Source organism: Microcoleus sp. LAD1_D5, from assembly GCF_036702115.1.
Taxonomy (GTDB): domain Bacteria; phylum Cyanobacteriota; class Cyanobacteriia; order Cyanobacteriales; family Microcoleaceae; genus Microcoleus.
In genome coordinates, this window is record NZ_JAUBSA010000045.1 from 22,355 (window position 1) to 43,035 (window position 20,681).

At 45.4% G+C, this 20,681-nt stretch carries 17 protein-coding genes and 1 pseudogene; 13 read left to right on the forward strand and 5 right to left on the reverse strand.

The genetic code is table 11. The features are described 5' to 3' along the window. Positions 1–134 precede the first annotated feature (134 nt). From secG to QUA70_RS18465, 3 genes are all read left to right on the forward strand, one after another. Positions 135–374 (forward strand): preprotein translocase subunit SecG, encoded by a 240-nt coding sequence (gene secG, locus QUA70_RS18455; protein ID WP_190659521.1) that lies wholly within the window; start codon positions 135–137, stop codon positions 372–374. 156 nt (positions 375–530) lie between these two features. Continuing rightward, on the forward strand, positions 531–1,277 hold the full coding sequence (locus QUA70_RS18460) for a peptidase (protein ID WP_333410538.1): 747 nt from the start codon (positions 531–533) through the stop codon (positions 1,275–1,277). Between the two features lie 74 nt (positions 1,278–1,351). After that, a complete protein-coding gene (locus QUA70_RS18465; RefSeq protein WP_333349112.1) occupies positions 1,352–1,786 on the forward strand; it encodes an NUDIX domain-containing protein in 435 nt (144 codons plus the stop codon). 301 nt (positions 1,787–2,087) lie between these two features. Here the strand turns inward: QUA70_RS18465 and QUA70_RS18470 are convergent, their stop codons facing one another. Continuing rightward, positions 2,088–2,600 (reverse strand): rhodanese-like domain-containing protein, encoded by a 513-nt coding sequence (locus tag QUA70_RS18470; RefSeq protein WP_333349115.1) that lies wholly within the window; start codon positions 2,598–2,600, stop codon positions 2,088–2,090. 378 nt (positions 2,601–2,978) lie between these two features. On the opposite strand from QUA70_RS18470, the gene QUA70_RS18475 reads away from it, so the two are divergent. From QUA70_RS18475 to QUA70_RS18485, 3 genes are read left to right on the forward strand one after another with little or no spacing between them, the layout of a single operon-like run. Further along, complete coding sequence (locus QUA70_RS18475) at positions 2,979–3,701, forward strand: hypothetical protein (protein ID WP_333349119.1); 723 nt, start codon at positions 2,979–2,981, stop codon at positions 3,699–3,701. Positions 3,702–3,749: 48 nt separating this feature from the next. Next, positions 3,750–5,729 (forward strand): ATP-binding protein, encoded by a 1,980-nt coding sequence (locus QUA70_RS18480; protein ID WP_333349123.1) that lies wholly within the window; start codon positions 3,750–3,752, stop codon positions 5,727–5,729. Between the two features lie 2 nt (positions 5,730–5,731). Beyond that, positions 5,732–7,192, forward strand: coding sequence for a DUF1802 family protein (locus tag QUA70_RS18485; RefSeq protein WP_333349126.1), 1,461 nt, complete (start codon positions 5,732–5,734; stop codon positions 7,190–7,192). 59 nt (positions 7,193–7,251) lie between these two features. On the opposite strand, the gene QUA70_RS18490 is transcribed toward QUA70_RS18485, so the two are convergent. From QUA70_RS18490 to QUA70_RS18505, 4 genes and pseudogenes are all read right to left on the reverse strand, one after another. After that, a complete protein-coding gene (locus tag QUA70_RS18490; protein WP_333349128.1) occupies positions 7,252–7,989 on the reverse strand; it encodes a Uma2 family endonuclease in 738 nt (245 codons plus the stop codon). A 133-nt stretch (positions 7,990–8,122) separates the two neighbouring features. Further along, positions 8,123–11,134, reverse strand: coding sequence for an EAL domain-containing protein (locus tag QUA70_RS18495; RefSeq protein WP_333349129.1), 3,012 nt, complete (start codon positions 11,132–11,134; stop codon positions 8,123–8,125). A gap of 269 nt (positions 11,135–11,403) precedes the next feature. Continuing rightward, a pseudogene (locus tag QUA70_RS18500) lies at positions 11,404–12,087 on the reverse strand (prohibitin family protein). Next, positions 12,074–12,229: a hypothetical protein gene (locus QUA70_RS18505; RefSeq protein ID WP_333349131.1), complete on the reverse strand. Its 156-nt coding sequence runs from the start codon at positions 12,227–12,229 to the stop codon at positions 12,074–12,076. Before QUA70_RS18505 ends, QUA70_RS18500 begins: the two are co-directional and overlap by 14 nt. A gap of 663 nt (positions 12,230–12,892) precedes the next feature. Between QUA70_RS18505 and nfi the strand changes: the two genes are divergently transcribed. The 7 genes from nfi (at position 12,893) to miaB (ending at position 20,639) form a co-directional block, all read left to right on the forward strand. After that, positions 12,893–13,546 carry a deoxyribonuclease V gene (gene nfi, locus QUA70_RS18510; protein ID WP_333349133.1) on the forward strand — a complete coding sequence of 218 codons (654 nt, stop codon included), beginning with the start codon at positions 12,893–12,895 and terminating at the stop codon, positions 13,544–13,546. A 451-nt stretch (positions 13,547–13,997) separates the two neighbouring features. After that, positions 13,998–14,228 (forward strand): KGG domain-containing protein, encoded by a 231-nt coding sequence (locus QUA70_RS18515; RefSeq protein WP_006631632.1) that lies wholly within the window; start codon positions 13,998–14,000, stop codon positions 14,226–14,228. A 477-nt stretch (positions 14,229–14,705) separates the two neighbouring features. Next, positions 14,706–15,236, forward strand: coding sequence for an FHA domain-containing protein (locus QUA70_RS18520; RefSeq protein ID WP_333349134.1), 531 nt, complete (start codon positions 14,706–14,708; stop codon positions 15,234–15,236). A gap of 104 nt (positions 15,237–15,340) precedes the next feature. Further along, on the forward strand, positions 15,341–17,344 hold the full coding sequence (locus QUA70_RS18525; protein ID WP_333349136.1) for an FHA domain-containing protein: 2,004 nt from the start codon (positions 15,341–15,343) through the stop codon (positions 17,342–17,344). Positions 17,345–17,403: 59 nt separating this feature from the next. Continuing rightward, positions 17,404–17,832, forward strand: coding sequence for a hypothetical protein (locus QUA70_RS18530; RefSeq protein WP_333331886.1), 429 nt, complete (start codon positions 17,404–17,406; stop codon positions 17,830–17,832). Positions 17,833–17,950: 118 nt separating this feature from the next. Then, a complete protein-coding gene (locus QUA70_RS18535) occupies positions 17,951–19,102 on the forward strand; it encodes a DNA cytosine methyltransferase (RefSeq protein WP_333331889.1) in 1,152 nt (383 codons plus the stop codon). Between the two features lie 193 nt (positions 19,103–19,295). Beyond that, positions 19,296–20,639, forward strand: a complete 1,344-nt coding sequence (gene miaB, locus QUA70_RS18540) for a tRNA (N6-isopentenyl adenosine(37)-C2)-methylthiotransferase MiaB (protein ID WP_333349139.1) — start codon at positions 19,296–19,298, stop codon at positions 20,637–20,639. Positions 20,640–20,681 lie beyond the last annotated feature (42 nt).

Sequence of the window (20,681 nt, forward strand, 5' to 3'; positions counted from 1 at the left end):
TAGGGACGCAGCAGTAGGGACACCTCAGTGTCGTGTCCCTACATAAATTGCCGCTGACCGACTGGATGTGTGCGATCGACCGAATTTGATATAATAATAAATTACCGATTACTAATTACCAATTACTCCCGATTATGAATATTGTTTCTGTGTTACAAGTTATCTGGTCTTTGTCTGCTTTAGGACTTGTGATTTTTGTGTTGCTGCACAGTCCTAAAGGCGATGGTATTGGAGGGATTGGCGGACAAGCTCAATTGTTTACCAGCGCCAAGAGTGCAGAAACGAGTCTGAACCGGATTACTTGGGGCTTGTCTATTGTTTTTATGGGTTTGACTGTGATTTTGAGTGCTGGTTGGTTGGCGCCTAAGTTATAAGATTGGGATTTTTAACCGCAGATAGCTCACGGGCGAGACGCCCGTGCCACATTAGCTCACGGGCGAAACGCCCGTGCCACATAAATAAATATTGTGGGGAGTAGGGGTTGGGCTTCTAGCCCACCCTAAAGATGAAATTTAAGTGCAGTCAGAAAAATGCAGTTGTGGAAAGTGACAGTAAAACCTCGATTGCTGTGTGGTTTGGGATTGGCTGTATGCTGTTTTAGCCTGATAATTTTTACTCAGGTTAATACTCCGGCCGCGACTCTTTCTTCTCTCCCGAATAGTTTTCCGAATCCACAGGTTCATCCTTTGCCACCAACCCTAGCGAATTGGCAAGATTCCACCGATAGCGGTGATTATTTTGACCAGGTTAAGCCACCGAATTTCGGTCATTTGCTGTGGTCGAAGTTTCCGATTCAGGTTTATGTTGAGCGTCCAGTTGATGCTAATAAGTCTGAAGAATGGGTGGCGGCTGTGTTGGATGTTGTCCGGGAATGGGGGGTTTATTTGCCTTTGGAAGTGGTGGATAGTTCGGAGGTGGCTGATATTAGGATTTTACGTCGGGCTCCGCCTTTGCGTCAAGGGGTTTTGCGATCGCGTTCTGGAGAGGCTACCTATGAATTGTACGCCCGTCGCGAGGAGGATAAAACAGTTTTATCACATCGGTTTTCGGTTTATTTGAATCCGACTCAAGTGGGTAAGTATATTCCGGCGACGGCGCGGCACGAGTTGGGTCACGCTTTGGGAATTTGGGGCCACAGTTTGATGGAAACTGATGTGCTTTATTTTTCTCAGGTGAGAAATCCTTCGCCTATTTCAGCGAGGGATGTTAATACTTTGAAGCGAGTTTATGAACAGCAGACTCGCTTGGGGTGGGAATTTCAGAGAGTCGGCGATTGAACTCACATCTCCCCAAATTAATTTCGCTTACGCGGACTAAAAAGACATAATAATTAATAGGAAATATCAGAAAAATGAAAGATGAATGTTTTGGGATTGTGCCGATTTTTGGAAAAGAAGCTGATGCTTTGTTTTTGTTGATTCAACATCAAGCGGGACATTGGGCGTTTCCGAAAGGTCACGCGAATCCGGGGGAATCTCCAGCGGAAACGGCTAGGCGGGAATTTGAGGAGGAAACAGGTATATCGGATTTTGAAATGCTGGATGATCCGAGTTTTACGGAACACTATTCTTTTGTTAAGGATGGGGAGCCGATTGAAAAGACTGTCACTTATTTTTTAGGTTTTGTCAATTCGATGGAAGTTGTTTTGCAAGAGGAGGAAGTTCAAAATTCTGCTTGGCTTTCTTTTGAGGAAGCTGTTAAACGGATTACTTTTGATGCAAACCGCTTAATGTTTGGGGAAGTTAAGGCATATTTGGATGGCAGGAAGTTAAGAGTCGGCGGTTGAAACCGAGGCTATACAAAGGAAGTCTCTCTGTAAGAGACTACGAAAATTGAGGCAGGATTTGGTATAAGTCAATATGGTTCAGTTAAGCCCGATCCCCCCTAGCCCCCCTTAAGAAGGGGGGGACAAGAAGTTACTCAAAGTCCCCCTTCTTAAGGGGAATTTAGGGGGATCTCCGGGGAATAAACAGTTTTAACCCAACCGTATTGTGGTATAAGTTCTAATTTAAAAACCCGGTAACTTTTGCGATACCGGGTTTATTAAATGTCAGATTTTATGCGCGACTCCTGCCGCCAATCTGAGGTTATTTGTTGATTTTCTGAGCTTCGGCGTGGTGTTGCAAGCGAGAGAAAACGTTGTAGGCGTCGGGGCCGGGAGTATCGTGTTCGCCAGAGCCGTCCATGGGGCCGTCGATGGCTTTCCAACCAGGAATTCCGCCTTTTAGTTCGGCAACTTTTTGAAAGCCTGCTGCGCGGAGAAGATTGGCAGCTTCGGCGGTTTGTTGATCGTTTTCGCCGTAGATGTAGATGTCGCGGACGGGTTCTAGGCTGGCTTTTGCTCGCTCTACTAAGTCTTCCATTGGCATCATTGCAGCGCCAGTAATGTGGCTTTTTGCGAAGCTTTCAAAATTACGAGCGTCGATGATTGTGAGTCCGGGTTCGCCCCAATCTAAACGGGCTTTGAGGTCGTGGCTAGATGCTTGAGCTTTTAAACCAGGAGGGGTGGGAGTCAAATCGGGAAGTTTTTCTTTGATGTCGGAAATTTGGTCGGGAATATTTTTCATGGGTAAAATGTTGTTCAATGTTTTGATTGCCATTGCAATGTAACAAGATGTTTAGGTTGAATTCGTCTTTCTAAAGGCTGAATCTGGCATTGAACTAAAGTCGCAGTTAAGCTGGGTTGCAGGTGGTTGATTAAGGTTGGGATCGCTAGATTTGTTGAGTTTGCTAGAGGAAAGCGGGCTGTGCTTCAGATTGTTTCATCGCATTTGCTGTGGAGAATTTGAAGTGCGATCGCTCGTTAGATTAAGTATTCTATCAAACGATTTCCTTTTAGTCAATCACAATTATTTTAAAATAAAATTTGCCTAAGTTGTGTACAGCCTCGGGCGGGATTTTGCTGAAAAGTTGAGATGTTTGTCAGCAAGATTTATGATAAAATTTGATACTAAGAACAAGTATTTAAAGGTATGAATATGTCTGAGAAAGATGAAAGTGCGGTGCCTAAGACTTTGACAGCCGAAGATCAAGCGGTGTGGGATGCTAAGGCAAAAGTTCGGGTACTGCTGAATTTGTGGGATTTGGGCGGCGGCAAAATGATGGTGAAAAAGGGGGATTTGACTAAGCGGATTGTGCGGACTAATGAGACGAGTCAAAGATATCTGGGAGTGCTCAGCGAGTTGCAGGCGACTGGGGCGATCGAGTATTCGCTGGTAAATCGGGTGACGCTGGTGGAATTGACGGCGAAGGGGAAAGAAGTTTTAGCGGAAGGCTTGAAAAGTAAGGATTCTCTGTTTGAGTTTGATGGTTCTCAAATTGGTACTCGGCTGGGAAATTCTTTGTTGAAGTGGATTCGGCATCAGGATGGTGCGGCGAGTGTTGGGGTTGAGAAAGGGAAGGGGGATGTAGGGACGATCGCATCCTATGACGATTTTAAGGCTGTGGCGCTCGATGTGTATGACAGCTTGAACCGGGATTATAACTTAGATGATTTAGTGCCGATTTATCGGATGCGGCGGGCGATCGGGGAAATGGTAGGGCGCTCGGAGTTCAATGAGTGGCTGTTGGAAATGCAGGCTAATGATATTTTTCAACTAATGGCAGGAGAAACGCAAGATATCACCCCAGATAAACGTCAAGACTCAATCACCATTCCTGGTGGTGCATTGCGTTACTACGCCAAGCGTTTGAATTCATAAAATTGCCCTCAATCTTTTTGTAGTTCGTTAACCTCACACCCGATCGCTATGAATAATATAGAAGTTTCTCCGATAGAAGCCCTCAATGCTGCAATCCAAAATCACAATCCATTTAGCAAAGCTGGCATTGTCAAAGAACAAGATATTTGGGGAAAAGGGTTCCCCGATATTCCCACTCTAAATGCTCATGCTTCCGATGCCATTTTTCAGGCCGTTGAAAAAGTACAGACAAGTCAATCCACTCAAGAAAAGGTGACTTCACTGGTATTAACTGCTCAACAGGGAGTGGGAAAAAGCCATATTTTAAGTCGCATCCGCCGCAGACTAGAAAGCAAGGGTGGTGCTTTGTTCGTTTATGCCAGTGTTAATAATTACACCGACTTAAACTTGATAAAATACCAATTTCAGCAAACTTTAGCTAACAGTTTGAGCCATACAGGCAGCCAAAGTGTCATGCAATGGCAGGAAATAGCGGCCGCAATGGCAAACGAAGGTTTCAAAGCTATCAATTCTGCGTCACAGAATCTTTCTCCTCAAGAACTGATAGATCGATTTGACAGAGTATGTGCTAGTTGGGCAAGTAAAAATAAGAATTTCATGAACACCCTGACTAAGCAAGTTCTCAAAGCCAAATCAAAGGCAGATCCTTATATTGTTCGAGCTGTTTTGTGGACTTTATCAGAATCTGAAACACCTTTTGCTATCAAATGGTTATCTGGTGAAGAGTTAGATACATCTAAAGCTGAGGAATTAGGATTGCCGTCTAATTCCGGCAAGACTAATCAGGACAGAGAAGCAGAATCTCTAAATAATGTGCAGCAAATTTTGAATTTGGTGAGTTACTACAGTCCTGTAATCATTTGTTTTGATGAAATAGATGTAAAGACAAGTTGTAGAGATGATGGCTTGACAACACCCCAGGTAATTGCCGATCTAGTTAAGCGTTTGTACGATACTCTCGAACACTCCGATCTCGGTCAAGGTTTGGTTATTATCACAGTAATGATGCCCGATACCTGGCAAAAAATAGTTAACCTAATGCCTGGCGGTATACCCGATCGAGTTTCAACATACACACAGCGAAAACCAATCGATTTAAAATACTTGAATGGTGATTCTTTAGTTGATTTAGTCGGACTATGGTTACAAGATTTCTATCAAGTCAGGAATTTAAACCCTCCTCATCCGGTCTACCCATTTGAGGAAACTCAACTGAGAGAACATGGCAGAGGTAAGCCAACTGTACGGGAAGCTTTGAACTGGTGTGCCGAGAATTTTCAAGTTTTCATGCCTCCAATACCTGAACTTCCCGAAGATCCTATTGAGCGGTTTGAGTTTGCTTTAAACAAGGAACTTGAGGCAGATATCGGAGAGGATATCGAAAATGATTCCACAATTGCTAAGGCTATTTACTTTGGCTTTGAAACATTGAAAGGTCAGACGGTAGATAATGTAACAATTGATGATATTACCGCAGAAATAAAACCCAAAATACCAAATGCAAATTGGATTAAGTTCAAGATAATTGGCACTGAAAATGGCAGAGCTATCAAGATTGGGGTTGCAGTCATCCAATCTCCTCAATCTGAATTAGTTGCTGGATTAAAGCGCTTAACTGATTATCAAAAATTTGATTTAACGCGCGGTTGTTTAGTCCGTTCCCAATCAAAAATAGATAAAATCAAGAAAAACTCTAAAGCCTACAAGCTTCTAGAAGAACTCGTGTCAGTTGAAAAAGGCGGTGAGGTAGTGTATTTGATTGAAGAGCAAATAAAGCCAATACTGGCTCTCCGTGCTGTTTGTCAAAAATGCCGAGATTACAATTTAACAGAAGAGCAGATATTTGATTTTATATCTCAGAAGCAGCTCACTTTTGAGAATCTTTTATTGCGGGAAATTTTGAGCGATCCCTCCGGTGAAATGCCTACGGTTGATGATGAAGATGAAAGCCTACTTTTAGAAGACATTTTCAACCCTCCCACCAATGATGATACAGATGATGGGGATCTAAGTGACCTATTTAGTTAACCATGAGCAAATTAATTTTGCTTCAAACAGCTCTGGCTTTACCAAATCCAGATATTGAAGCTTTAATCGAAGGACGAATGATTGCAGCTATGCCTCGGATGTTTCTGAATCCGGGGCGGACATTTGCTTTGTATCCAGCCAATTTGTCGGTTGATTTGCTATCGGGCGATCTATATTATCGATCGCATTTTTTACCCGTTGCTCAAAAGGCACTTGCTCAGTTAAATTCAGATAAAGTTTCGATCAAAGCTTGGGCTAGGTGCGAATTGTGCCAAATGGTGAATGAGCCTGAATCATTAGAGGCTTTGTCGCTGTTAACAGTCTGGAAAACAGAGGCATTACAGCAAATTCTCCAGCAGCGTCCGTTTATTTTTGTAGCTTACCTGCGGGTTTATCTGCTACCTCAGCCGCTGGAAATGTCTGTGCATCCCAGCGGCAATTTTGTACCTTTGCCAAAGTCTCTAAATGTTACTGATTCTTCACCTGTGTTGAGCGAGTCTATCTTTGCTAAACGCCGTCAAAAGCTGGAAAAACTAGAGCCTCCTGAACATCCAGAATTGGAAGAGTTGCAAAGTGCATTAGTGCATTTATCCACCACCAACCCAAAAGCCAAACAACTAGACGCAGAAATCAAAAGGTTTCTAGGTTGGAGTAGCGATAAGCCTGTAAAACAAATCAAACCGGATTTAGCTTGGATAAATACCATAGCAGCTTTGGGAAATCGCACCAAAGAACTAGATAAAGACAAAAGCAACTATCAAGCAGGAACAGACTTTGAAATTGTAGTGCGCGATAGCCTTGAGTTTTTGGGGTTTACAATAGATTATGCTCACAAAGGTGGTGCTGGCGGCTTAGATTTATTATGCTCCAAACCTTACCCCTTAGTTGGCGAGTGCAAAGCCGGTAAAAAAATCCCTAATGATACAGCAGTTCAATTGCTGAATTTAGGAACGCTACGCCTCCAAGATAAAGAAACACTCGCAAAAGCAACTAAGTTGATTATTGGCCCTGGCGTTCCAACTACTCAACTTATGGATGCAGCAAAAAAACACGGTATGGCAATTATGAACCCTGAAACGCTTGAAAAACTGGTTAAACTTCAAAGCAACTATCCTAACTCGGTGGACTTATTTAAACTGAAAGAATACTTAAAACCGGGACAATCTGATGATGAAGTTGCTAAATATATTGAGCAAGTTGAACAAGAAATTAAAGTGCGATCGCACGTTCTTTCTATTCTCAAAAACTATTTAGAAAATTCTGGTTCTGAACGAGCAAGTGTCGATGCTCTTAGCGGTGCGTATTCAATGTCTAACCCACCCAAGAAGTTGTCCCGCGAAGAGTTGCACGAAATGTTAGTAGAACTTTCTTCTCCCCTGACAGGTTATGCAGGGCGAATTAAAGGAGAGAGCTTGGGGCGCGATCGCTTTTATTTCCTGCGCGATTTGCGATTAGACGATTGAGATACATCAAGGGCGATTCCCTACGGGATAGCTTCGCCGCGCGCACTTCATCCAATCCCCTACACAGCATCAGGATCTACGCCCAACTCCCGCAACCTCGCCGCCAATCTTTCAGCACGCTGTTCGACTGTTTGTAGTTGCTGCAATTGAGCTTGTTCTGCCTTAATTAACCCTTCCACCAATGGCGGAGCTAAAATTTCATTTACTGATAATCTCAGATTGGGAAATACTACAGATTCCATTTCCTCACCCGGCAAGAAATCTGTATACGTGTAACCATCTTCACCTTCAATCAATGCAAAAAGCCGGATTTTTTGCTTGCCCGTTTTAGGGTCAACAATGCAATATTCTGGCACATTCGCTAATTCGTACTCTCCGCGTTTAATCACGTAATCTGCACGGCGATTTTCGCTCACCACCTCTACCACTAACAGTGGCTTTTCCTCAAAATCGAGGATACCTGCACCGGGTCTAGCAGCAGCTTGTTCCAAAAGACTTTGAGTGCAGACAACTACATCGGGAATCCGAGATTTATCTTCATCTGTTCTCACTCCCAGACCCGTTTTTACTACTAAGTCGAGATTGTGTTCAGCTAGGTAACGCTGCAACTGGTAAACTAAATATTCGCAAATTTTGATGTGTAAAACTGTTGCTGTTGGCATCGGGATTAATTTGCCTTTGTACAGTTCATATTTTACATCCGATTCTCCTTGATAAAATCGGTATTCTTCAAAAGTTAATGTCGGCGAAGTATCGAGCTGTTTTTCTTCGACTGCTGGCACAATAGATTGAGACATATATTTTTACCTATCTCGATAGTTTTCTATTATACTCAATTTTGATTTTAACATTCAAGGCATTGAGTACGAAAAGATTGATCGCCCTTATTGACAATCAAGCAATTTGATCCGGTTAAATATTTAGTTCAGTTCACCATTGGGGCGATCGCCTCAACAACGCTGTAGCTGCCTCACTGTCGAGAGGTTTAGAGAAAAAGAACCCCTGACCGTACTCGCAGCCGATCGCCCGCATTTGAGCCAATTGGACGGCGGTTTCGACCCCTTCTGCCACTACCTCCATCCCCAAACTGCGCGCCAGCATGACGATCGCCCGCACGATTTCCAAATTTTCGCCCATTTCCCCGATGCGGCTGACAAAAGAGCGATCGACCTTCAAAATATTAATCGGGAACTTGTGCAAATAACTTAGAGACGAATAACCAGTGCCGAAATCATCAATACACAGCCCGATACCCAAGTCTCTCAACTGCGAAAGCATCGCCGCCGCCGCTTCTCCATCTTCCATCACCACACTCTCAGTAATCTCCAACTTCAAACAGCGAGCGTCAACACCTGTTTCCAGCAAAACTTGCTTAATTTGCTCGATCGACTCCGGTTCCGCAAACTGCCTTCCGGAAAGATTTACTGCGACTGTCAGCGGCGAATTTCCCACAGGTAAATTCAAACTCTGCCACTTAATAATTTGGCGGCAGCTTTCGTTCAAAACCCACAAACCCAAAGGCGTAATTAACCCTGTTTCCTCCGCCATCGCAATAAATTCCATCGGGGAAACTAAACCCCTTTCCGGGTGCAGCCAGCGCACCAGCGCCTCAAATCCGATAACTGAGCCGCTTTTTAAACAAACGATCGGCTGATAATAAACAGTAAAAGGACATTCCAATTTAAAAGGAGCAAATTGCGACTTCGGACGCTCCAACTTGCGATCGATTTCGCTCATCGGCGAGTTGTCCTCCACCGCCACACATCCGAAATCCAGTATCGAATATTTCAAATTTAGTTCTTCAACCGACTCCCGCAAATCGTGTTCCAAGTGCATCAAAGCCACCGCCTGAGTGTGCATCGCACTGGTAAATACTTCGTAGCGAGCTTTACCCAGAGCTTTTGCCCGGTACATCGCAATATCAGCATCGCGCAAAATATCTCCTGACCACTGATATTTGTCGGTACTCAAAGCAATGCCGATGCTAGCAGTAATTAAAACTTTATTACCTTCCAAATAAAGCGGTCGTTCGATCGTTTTGAGAATTTCCTTTGCTTGGGCGATCGCCTCATCCACACCGTGAATTTCTTCTAGCAAAATCACAAATTCATCTCCCCCCAGACGAGCCACCGTATCGCCTGGCCGCAAACAAGTCAAGAGACGGCGAGCCACAGCCACCAACAGCCGATCGCCCGTGCGGTGTCCCTGGCTGTCATTAATCACCTTAAACCTGTCCAAATCCAGAAACAGCACCGCAAACTGATAGCTAGGATGCCGTTGCGCGCGGGCAAAAGCTTGCCCCAACCTGTCAGTCAACAAAGCGCGGTTCGGCAACTCCGTCAGCGCATCGTGCAAAGCATCGTGCAACAATTGGTCTTCAGCCACCTTGCGCTCAGTCACGTCGTGACAGTTGACCACAATTCCCCGCACCGAAGGTTCGTCGAGCAAATTCGTCGCCACCGCTTCCAACACGCACCAGAAACCTTCCTTGTGCTGCACTCGGTATTCCGCCATTCCCAGGCTAACTCTCGGCATTTGCATGACACCTTTGAACACTTGATCCACCATCGGCAATTCGTCAGGGTGAATCAAGTCAAATATAGACCGGCCGAGGACTTCCGCCGTCGGGTAGCCCAAAATCCGCTCTAGGGAAGGAGATACATAGCGACAAAAGCCTTTCTCGTCGAGAATCACAATAATGTCTCTAGCATTTTCAATCAACGATCGAAAGCGCTTCTCGCTTTGCCGCAGCTCTTGTTCCGTGCGCTTGCGATCGGTAATATCGGTATTCATGTAAATCAGACCGACAATTTTCCCTGTAGGGTCTTTAATAGCATCGGCCCGCAGCAGCATTGGCAAAATTTGGCCACTTTTAGTGCGGTTAGTAACTTCACCCAACCAAGAATAACCCTGGGCGATCGTATCGAGTACCTCGCTGGCGACTGCAGAGTCAGCAAAAACTGTCGCTATACCTCCAGCTAACTTAAGTTCCTCTGCGGTGTCCCATTCAAATAGCTGAGAAAACGCTTGATTTTGATAAATGTGAGTGCCGTTCGCATCGCTGATGCCGATCGCGTCACTCGAACTTTCCACCGCCTTGCGAGTCAGCACCAGAGCTTCTTCTGCCCGCTTGCGCTCGGTAATGTCAATCCCTACCAAACAAGCTGCTTTGCCCAGATCGTACTTTTGAGCCACAATCAAATAATATCCCTCCGACTCTCCCCCGTTGGTTTGTACCTTAACGTTGAGTTCTTTAACCGCTTCCGTAGCGTCGCCGGCAAAAAACTCCACCACAAAAGAGTTAAAATCCGAGCTAGCGCCCAGAAAACCAATATCTTGACCGACAAAAGCCGACGGCCGCAAACCATGCAGTTTGGCTAAGTGCTGGTTAACCCCCAAATAGCGCAAATCCGAGCTAATCCAAGATACTGTTCCCGGAACTGCTTCCAAAATCGTTTGCAGTTGGTCGTTAGCTTGCTGCAATGCTTGCTGCACTTCACATATTGGTTCCGACAAGTCGGACTGAACTCCTACAAAGTGAGTCAAATTAGCGTTGTCGTCTCGCACCGGAGATAGCGATAATTTGCTCCAAAAAGGAGTGCCGTCTTTGCGGTAATTTTTGATGGCTGTCTGGATTTCTAGACCTTGGCGCAAGGCGTCGCGGATCTTAGCTACAGTAGTTCGATCGGTATCCGGGCCTTGCAAAAATCGGCAATTGCGGCCCAAGACTTCACGGGCGCAGTAACCTGTCATCCGTTCAAAGGCCGGATTGCAATAAACTATGGGACAGTCGGGTGCATTGGCGTCAGCAATCACAATGCCGCTGCTAGTAGCGGCCAAAGCTCGATCGCATAGGCACAGGGCTTCTGACCCAGTATGGCGATCGCCGATACCCCCCACTTCACCTAAATTAGAAATTGACTGGTTCTCCCGATCTCCCATCAGCCGAACTTTCAAGCAAACCTTTACAATTTCCGAGTTGCTTCTTACTTTAACGTTTTTCAGGATTCGCGCAACGTAAATTGTATCTCCGCATTTAAGTAAGCGGGATTTCACCTTAGTGGTTAGTTGTATTTTCTACCCTTGCTGTTGGGCATTTAAAAAAGCACCTCTTCACTTCCCCACTGAAAAACCCTCTATTCTTCTCCCCCTCAGACTCTCTCCCCCTCTCCCCTTCTCCCCGCGCCCTGGCCATCACGATCCGCAGCAGCTTATTTAGCAGGAGTTGCAGCTTGAGAAGTCGGCGGCGCAATATTAATTAATGGCAAAGTTCCCCCTCCTCCCATTACTGTCGGAAACTGGCCGTTCCATTTTTCAATCGCTTGCTGCTGCAAAATTTCGGCAGTTAAAGTTTGCCGCTGCAAGCGTTGAGCTTCAGCTTTACCCTTAGCACGGTTAATTTCAGCTTGAGCATCTTGGGTGGCTTTTTGAACTGTAAATTCTGCTTGTTTAGCTTCTTGTTCTGCTATTTGTTTGGATTCGATGGCTTTGCTAAATTCTGGAGAAAAGCCAAAATTTATTAACGAAACATCTCTGACAATGACGCCGTAAGGTTCCAAGCGCTTTTTGAGGCTGTTGTCGATTTCTGTTTTGAGTTCGGTGCGCTTAGTGATAATTTATTCGGCGGTTTTTTTAGAAGTTGCTGCTTTGAGAACTTCCGAAATTGCCGGACTCAGAATGCTGGTAACAATTTGTTCTTCGTCTCCCACTTGTTGAAAAACTTGATTAACTTTGGCGGGGTCAACATTCCAGTTGACTGCCAAATCTGTAGTAATGCTTTGCAAATCTTTGGATGCTGCATCTGCTTTTAAATCAGTTTTTTGTACCCGCACGCTGAGAGTTTTTACAGAGGTGACGATCGGTAAAATCGGGTGGATGCCTTCATCTAAAATCACGTCTTGAACTTTGCCTAGATCGCATCATAACGCCGCGTTCCCCTGCGCCGACGAGGGCAAAAGGTCTTAAAATTAAGGCGGCGATGATGAAGACGATGCCACCGACGATGTAGAGAGCTAGGTTGTACCGAACACTTTGCATGGTTTTCATATGTTAACTCAGCTAGGTTGTGTTACTGGATGTTAGTTTTATCTGGGCTATTATCTAAAATTCTAACTTCATGTTCATGGTATAACAACTTATAAATTCATTTATTTTTTTCATAAAAGTCATATATGTTTGATAGTCGGAGAGCCTCTTAAATTAAAAAACTGTTAGATTGCCCTTACATTGATGCTCTGGTATGAACAATGGCACTTGTACCTTGCTGAGATTGTTGATGAATAAATGTTGCAATCATCTTGACAAGGAAGAGTATTTTAGATAAAGAAGAAGTAAATAGATAGCTCGCTCGCTCTCCGACAAGGAATAAAATGGCGATCGCAAAGAGAAAGCTTTCTAGAGAGCGAAAAGCTCAGAATTGAACAGCTAATTTTTGGGTAAATTTTAATGGTAAATGACAGGTGCGTGCCGGTAAAACCTTTGCGGGTTGGTGCAAGCACAAGCGAAAGAGAAAATTTCTGTCTACGACGTACAGACTTTATATGTAGAATTGGGTTCGCCCCGCCTTGCTCAACCCTCCTGAGTAGAAAAAAAGACTCCTTGGGCAAGTTGGGAATTTATAGCGAAAAAGGATAAAAATCCGAGTTTAAAAATGCCCGAAAACAAGTTACGCTTAGATGAGAACGGTTAAATAGAAGTCTAATGTTGCAGCGACACCCTTGGCCGCAGACAATTGAAGAGGCGATCGCCATTCAAGAACAGCTTCGGTCAGAGGTTATTACCGAAAATCAATGGTCGCCAGTTCGGTACGTCGCAGGCGTAGATGTCGGCTACGACAGTGCAAACGACGTATCGCGGGCCGCTGTAACAGTTCTGAGCTTTCCCGACTTACAGTTGCAGCAGCAAGCTGTGGTTCGTAGTCCTACAACTTTTCCTTATATTCCCGGTTTTCTGTCTTTTCGAGAAGTGCCGGCAGTTCTCGAAGCTTTGGAAAATATCAGTTTGACGCCAGACTTGATATTGTGCGATGGTCAAGGACTAGCCCACCCCCGCAGATTCGGTCTTGCCTGCCATTTGGGGGTTTTGACCGGGATTCCCACGATCGGAGTTGCCAAAAATCGATTTATTGGAGAACATTCAGAAGTCGGACTCGACCGCGGCAGTTGGCAACCCTTGCTGCTGGAGGGATCAACGGTAGGCGCAGCGCTAAGGACGCAAACAGGGATAAAACCGATTTATGTTTCGATAGGTCATAAGGTAAACTTGATAAGTGCGATCGAGTACGTCCTGCGCTGCGCCCCAAAATATCGCTTACCAGAAACAACTCGATCGGCAGACCACCTAACATCGGGATAACTGGCAAGCGCGGAAGGCAGCAAAAAAAAGTAAAAAGACCAAAAAAGCATCCGTCTTTGGACTTTTAATTTTTGAGGTGGCGCGGTTAAGTCGAAAAATCCTCTGAGTCTACTGCCAATCAGCTTTGGGTTCCATCCTTCCAGCGAACTAAAGAATGACTATACCTGAGAAAGAGGTATAAAAGTTGGGGAGGTTTATAGAATGATTAAAAGACAGTAACCAGCTTAAAACATTGGCGGCTCTAACTATAGTGCCGGGTGTGAACTATTTTTAGTTCACATTAGTAAATTATGAAAGAGTCATCCTGCGAGTTAAACCAAAAGCTGAGATTCGTCTGATGAGGTTTCATAATTTACCGTCGGATATCTCACCACTGACTGGGAGTAACCACGACAGTGGGAGGCGAAGGCGCGATCAAGCTAAAAAATCAGAAACAAACAAGGAGACAGTCATGGCTGAGAAAAGCAAACGCGGATTCGCTTCTATGGATGCAGAAAAACAGCGCGCAATTGCTAGCAAAGGCGGAAAAGCTGCACACGAGAAAGGAACTGCACACGAATTCACCCCTGAAGAAGCCAGACAAGCTGGTCAAAAAGGCGGCGAAGCTGTCAGCAGAAATCGCGAACACATGGCTCAAATTGGTCGCGAAGGCGGTCGGAAAAGCCGCAAGAGCGAAGCTTAAGTCTCTCAAGGCTGACCCTGTAATGAAAGATTGCACAGTTGCAGCGTGAGAGATAGGACTAGGACAGTCAGCGCTTGAGGAGGTGGGGCGATCGAATTTCCAAAGGTAGTTCGATCGCCCAACCTCCAAAATTCGTCACTAGCCCACCAAAGCTTCGTAAATGTAAAAACCCCCCAGGAATGAGTTTTTAGTAATAGTTGGCCAATCTTGAACGGCAATTTTTGAACCAAGCTGCACTGCGGTCAATAATTTTGCGGGAAAGAAAAGCTGGCAAAGCGCGAGTCAGTCTCTCAAAAAAAGCCAATACGAGCACTAAAAGCCCCGAAATCAGGGCTTTTTTGTTTAGCTGCACATAATATTTTTAGAACTTCGATCGAGTCGGCGTCAATAATTCTAATTAAGTTTTTTGGTGAGGAAGTCCGTCCTCAAAATAAATCAGCTAATATTTTTTTATATTTTTGAGCTAATTATAAAATCATGACAAACCAGCTCACTTTAGCATGGACAGAAGCTGGGGTGCGTCAAACTCTGACAATTCAAAACGGACAGCCGAGCAAAAATCCGGGAACCGTGAGGATCGGGCGCGATCCGGCGAAGTGCGATATAGTATTTTCGCATCCCAGCGTATCGGGGCTGCACGTTGAAATATTTTTTAATCAGGAATTGCAGGAGTATGCAGTGCGGAATTTGCGCGAAAGCAATCCGCCACTGGTAGATGGACAAATTCTCGCCCGAGGCGAAGCAAAATTGAACTCGGGAAGCCACATCCATTTAGGCCAAGTGCAAATCGAGGTGGTGAATGTGACGGAGGTGGAGGTAGCCGCGCCCCAGACAGTTTTGCTGTCTGGGCCTCCCGCACCTGGTAACTTTCACTCGACGGGGCCTTCAAAATATGGTTTGCAGTGTCCGAAGTGCAGCCGAATTTCGCCTTACGCACAGTTGAATGCGGGGTGTCCGTGGTGCGGTACTTCTTTGGCGGCGGCAGCGAGTGTAATGCTGTCTCCGTGAAAGTTGGAAAAAGGCAAAATCGACCTATCCGCTAAACACTCTCAAATTCAAAAATCTTTTTTGCAGAAAGCTCAAAGCCGACGGCTGATGTTTAAAAAATAATCATGAATTCTCCACCCTTGCGCCTGCGACTGACTTGGACAGATACAGCTACGGGGGATTGTCGATCTCCGATACTCGACTTACCCATCGCTTTGGGACGAATTTTTGAAGCTATGCCTGCCACAATCAACGGGGAACGAGTTTCTCGAATTGCCCTCAGCAGTAGTCAAGTTTCTCGCTTTCACGCAGTGATTGGCACCGAAGGTAACAGTATTGTACTCACTGACACGGGCAGCCGCAACGGTACTTTTGTGAACGGCATTGGCCAAACCCGGTGCGTGCTGGCAAACGGGGATATGCTGCAAGTTGGGCCCTACGCGATCGGCATTTCTTTTGCTGTGAATTCCCCTGAAACGCCGTCGGTCAATTTTCACATTTTCTTTAACCCGCAGACCAATGGGCCAGATCCCGCGTTGGGCCAGCCAATAATGTTGCAGCTTCCTCAAACAGCTAGTAGGGAAGAATTTCCGCCGATCGCATTTTTGCACGCTTCTCAAGTGTCAATGCGATCGCTCCAATCTAGGGGACTCCCTGTGACAGAAGTTGATTGGGCTGCCGTTGGCGGCGGTTTGGGCAGCTTTATTTGGGTGGATTTGCTGAGAATTTGCGGCGTGAAAATCGATCGAATTGCTGTTTTGGGCATGGAAAACCAGCCTTACGCCCGCTATTTGCGTTTGTGCCTGAATTCTCAAATTCCGCTGCGGGAACGCCTGCGATCGAATTCTGACTCTTGTCCAGACAACATTTGGGGCTGGCCTCCCTATGCTTTGCGGGAAGCTTGGCAGGAATTGCTGAAAGGGCGTTTGGGGATGTCGTTGAAGTTGATGTGGCAGGTGTTTGGTGAACCGACTTTTGCCGAAACTTATACCCCTCGCGCGGGGAATGTGTTTGATTCTATTGACCGGGAAGTCGATCGAATTGGGTGGAATCAGATGTTTCGCTACGGTAGAGTGCGGGGAATTCGCAAGACAGATGACGGCAGGTACGCGATCGCTTATTCTCGATCGGATGCGGATCACCGCGACCACGCTTTTTTAATCGCGCAATACGTACACTTAGCCACCGGCTATCCCGCCATTCAATTTCTGCCGGACTTGCAAGCTTACCGCGAAAAAACCCAGGATTTTGAGTCAGTTGTCAACGCTTACGAAAGCCACGACGGCGTTTACGAAAAATTGGAGGCCAGCGGCGGCAGCGTGTTAATTAGAGGCCGGGGAATTGTGGCTTCGCGCGTTGTGCAGCGAATTTACGAAGCGCGACAGCGGAACAGTAATATTCAAGTATTGCATTTGATGCGATCGCCCAAACCTCAAGGTAACAAATTTAAGCTCGCTGAGCGTAGCGTCGAAAATCACTACGAATTTCAACCTTTCAACTGGCCGAAAGCTTGCTGGGGCGGGGAACTCCGCGTACTTTTGGAAAAAGCTGCCCCGGAATTTCGGCCGCAGTTGCTCACCGACTGGGGCGGAACTACCACAGCCCAGCGCAGCGACTGGCGGCGAATTGTCAAAGAAGGTTTAAGTCAAGGATGGTATCAAATTACCTTCGGGGAAGTCGAGCGAGTCGAGCGCGACAGTCAAAACCGCACGGTGACGTACATTCAGGAGAAGGAACTCAAGGGGCAAATTAAGTTAGAAGCTGATTTTATTATTGATGCTACGGGTTTGGACGCTAAGGTAAAAACCAGTCCCCTGTTAAACGATTTGGTAGTTCAATACAATCTTCCCCTCAACGGTTTGGGCCGGCTGAGTGTTAACAACGATTTTGAAGTGCCCGAATTGCGTAATTCTTCTGCTAACAACACAGAAGGCCGGGTATACGCAGCCGGCGCGATTACTTTGGGGGGGGCTTACGCGCCGGTAGACAGTTTTTTGGGCTTGCAATACGCCGCCTTGCGTTCGGTTGAAAGTCTGGCCGCCAACCGAGTTCCGGGTGTGCGGAAATTGAGCGTTTGGCGATCGTTTGTGCAGTGGTGGAAGTGGATTTTAAATAAATCTCCTGATTGATTAGAAACAAAACCGTTTCGCATTCAATCTAAAATCCAAAATCTAAAATCCAAAATCGAATGACTCCCACCTTATTTGGCCGATGGCAAACTCGAATATTATTATTTGCAACTGTAGGCGTTTTAGTAACACTGCCATTTTTTCTAGGTTTAATCGCTGGTAAATCAGGCTCGATCTTTTTCGGGATTTTAGGGTATGTAGCGATTTTTGGCATTGGCTGGGATGCTTTATATATCTACATCCAGCAGTTTCGCTGGGATCGAGATTGGCCCGGCGCGTTTCAATTACTCGCTGGAATTTGGGAAGCACTTTTTGTGTTATTTTTAATCAAAATTATCGGTTTGCCGGGGATACCTGCACAAGATTTTGATTTGGGAGCTTTTGCATTGCATTATAGTTTAGTGTGGCTGGCTATTTATCTGGCATCCCAAACACTGATGCGGATTTTGTTTCCCCACTGGCGTTTCCGAGGCGGGCAATGGTTGTAATAATATTGTGTGATTTTTGTGATGCCTGTAGGGGCGGGTTTTACCAATAATAATCGCCTCAAATTAATAATCTCATAAACCCGCCCCGCCCCGGTCAATTACCAATTACCAATTCCCCATGCCCAATTCCCAATTCCCCATCCCCTGTATTTTCTCATTTTTTTCGGGTTCTGGCTTGCTCGATCTGGGTTTTGAGTCGATCGGCTTTAATGTAGCCTATGTCAATGAAATTTTCCCACCTTTCATGCAAGCATATCGTTATTCTCGGCAGTGCCTGAATTTGCCGCTACCAGAATACGGATATTGCGAAGGAGAGGAAGCAGATGTAACTCGACTTGTAGGGGGAGAACCAGCTTTTCGCCTGCGGGAATTGATGCAGGATGCCCGCAAGCATCACGATATTGTGGGATTTATCGCGGGGCCGCCTTGTCCTGACTTTTCTATTGGTGGTAAAAACCGAGGTCAAGAAGGAGATAAAGGTCAACTTTCTGCTTCGTACATTGAATTAATTTGTCAGCAGCAGCCAGATTTCTTTTTAGTTGAAAATGTAAAAGGTTTGTGGAGAACCAAAAAACATAAATCTTTTTACGACAAACTAAAACATCAGTTGGCTGATTCGGGATACGTTTTTGCCGAACGTTTAATTAATGCGATAGAATACGGTGTACCACAAGATAGAGACAGAATTATTTTGATTGGCTTTAGAAACAATCTAATCAAAAATTTAGGTTTTTCCCTAGACCCAAAAACCCAAATGTTACCGGAAAAATTATTTCCCTGGCTAAGTCATATATTATATCCCAAATCAGAAGTTTTTTCTCATCCTTGGCCTGAGAGAAATGCCTTTGCAGCCGATAACTTCTTGCCTTGTCCTGATGACCTGCCCCAAAATTTAACGGTTGAGTTTTGGTTTCAAAAAAATGATGTTGTAAACCATCCCAATGCCCAACATTATTTTCAACCCAAAGCTGGCATTAAGCGATTTGCTTCCGTTGATGAAGGAGATGATTCAAAAAAATCTTACAAGCGCTTGCATCGGTGGCGTTATTCGCCGACAGCTTGTTACGGCAATAACGAAGTTCACTTGCACCCTTACAAACTTCGCCGGCTTTCTGTTGCAGAAACACTGGCTATTCAGTCACTGCCTAAAGATTTTGTACTGCCGGCCAAGATGACGTTGACTAATATGTTTAAAACTGTTGGCAATGGGGTTCCTTATTTGGCTGCACAAGGTATTGCCAAAACAATTTTACAGTTTTTATCTCACTAAAAAAACAGAATAGCCAGATACCGACTTCGCATAATTTGTCTGGGGTATAAAGCTATTTGTAGGGTAAGGTACGCATTGCACACCCTACAATTACTAAAAATTCCAATTACCAGACGTATCTCGTTTAACATAGAAGTGTTATAATAAATTGTTAAGGTTGAAAACCTATATTTTTTATTGCCTGCAATTCGCCATGACCGTTAAACCCCGCCGCTACCACATCACTACTTTCGGATGCCAGATGAATAAAGCCGACTCGGAACGGATGGCCGGCATTCTCGAAAATATGGGCTTTGAGTTCTCGGAAGACCCGAACGAAGCTAGCTTGATTCTCTACAATACTTGCACGATTCGCGATAATGCCGAACAAAGAGTTTATTCTAACCTCGGAAGGCAAGCTCATCGCAAGCGCCAAGAACCGGGTTTAACTTTAATTGTAGCTGGATGCGTGGCGCAGCAGGAAGGTGAAGCGCTGCTGCGGAGAGTGCCGGAATTAGACTTAGTAATGGGGCCACAACACGCTAACCGACTTGAAGATTTGCTCGAACAAGTTTTTGAGGGCAATCAAGTTGTGGCGACTGAAGCTGTGGAGATTATGGAGGATATTACTAAGCCGCGCCGCGACAGCAAGGTGACTGCTTGGGTGAATGTAATTTACGGCTGCAATGAACGCTGCACTTATTGTGTTGTCCCGAATGTTCGCGGGGTTGAACAGTCGCGAATGCCGGAGGCTATTCGCGCTGAGATGGAGGATTTGGGCCGTCAAGGTTACAAGGAGGTGACTTTGTTGGGGCAAAATATTGATGCTTATGGACGGGATTTGCCGGGGACCAAACCGGGCGGCAGCAACCAGCATACTTTGACGGATTTGCTTTATTTTTTGCAGGATGTGCCTGGTGTCGATCGCCTGAGATTTGCTACTAGCCACCCGCGCTATTTTACGGAGAGATTGATTAAGGCTTGTGCGGAATTACCGCAGGTTTGCGAACATTTTCACATTCCTTTTCAGTCGGGAGATAATGATATTTTGAAAGCAATGTCGCGAGGCTATACTCAGGAAAAATACCGCCGGATTATTGATACAATTCGCCGTTATATGCCGGATGCTTCGATTACTGCGGATGCGATTGTCGGTTTCCCTGGGGAGACGGAAGCACAGTTTGAGAAGACTTTGAAGTTGATCGAAGATGTTGGTTTCGATTTGGTGAATACTGCGGCTTATTCGCCTCGCCCTGGGACGCCTGCGGCTTTGTGGGAAAATCAGTTGAGTGAGGATGTGAAAGCCGATCGCCTGCAACGAATCAATCATGTAGTGACAACAACGGCGATGGAACGATCGCAGCGCTATTTCGGACGCACTGAAGAGGTTTTGGTAGAAGTCCAGAATCTCAAAGATCCAACTCAGGTGATGGGACGCACTCGCGGCAATCGTCTCACATTTTTTAAGGGCGATATTGCTGAATTGGCGGGTAAAATTGTGCGGGTTAAAATTACAGATATTCGCGCTTTTAGCTTGACGGGAGAAATGGTGGGATAGTTTTGAGTATTAAGTTTTGAGTTTAATTCCCACAAATACTGT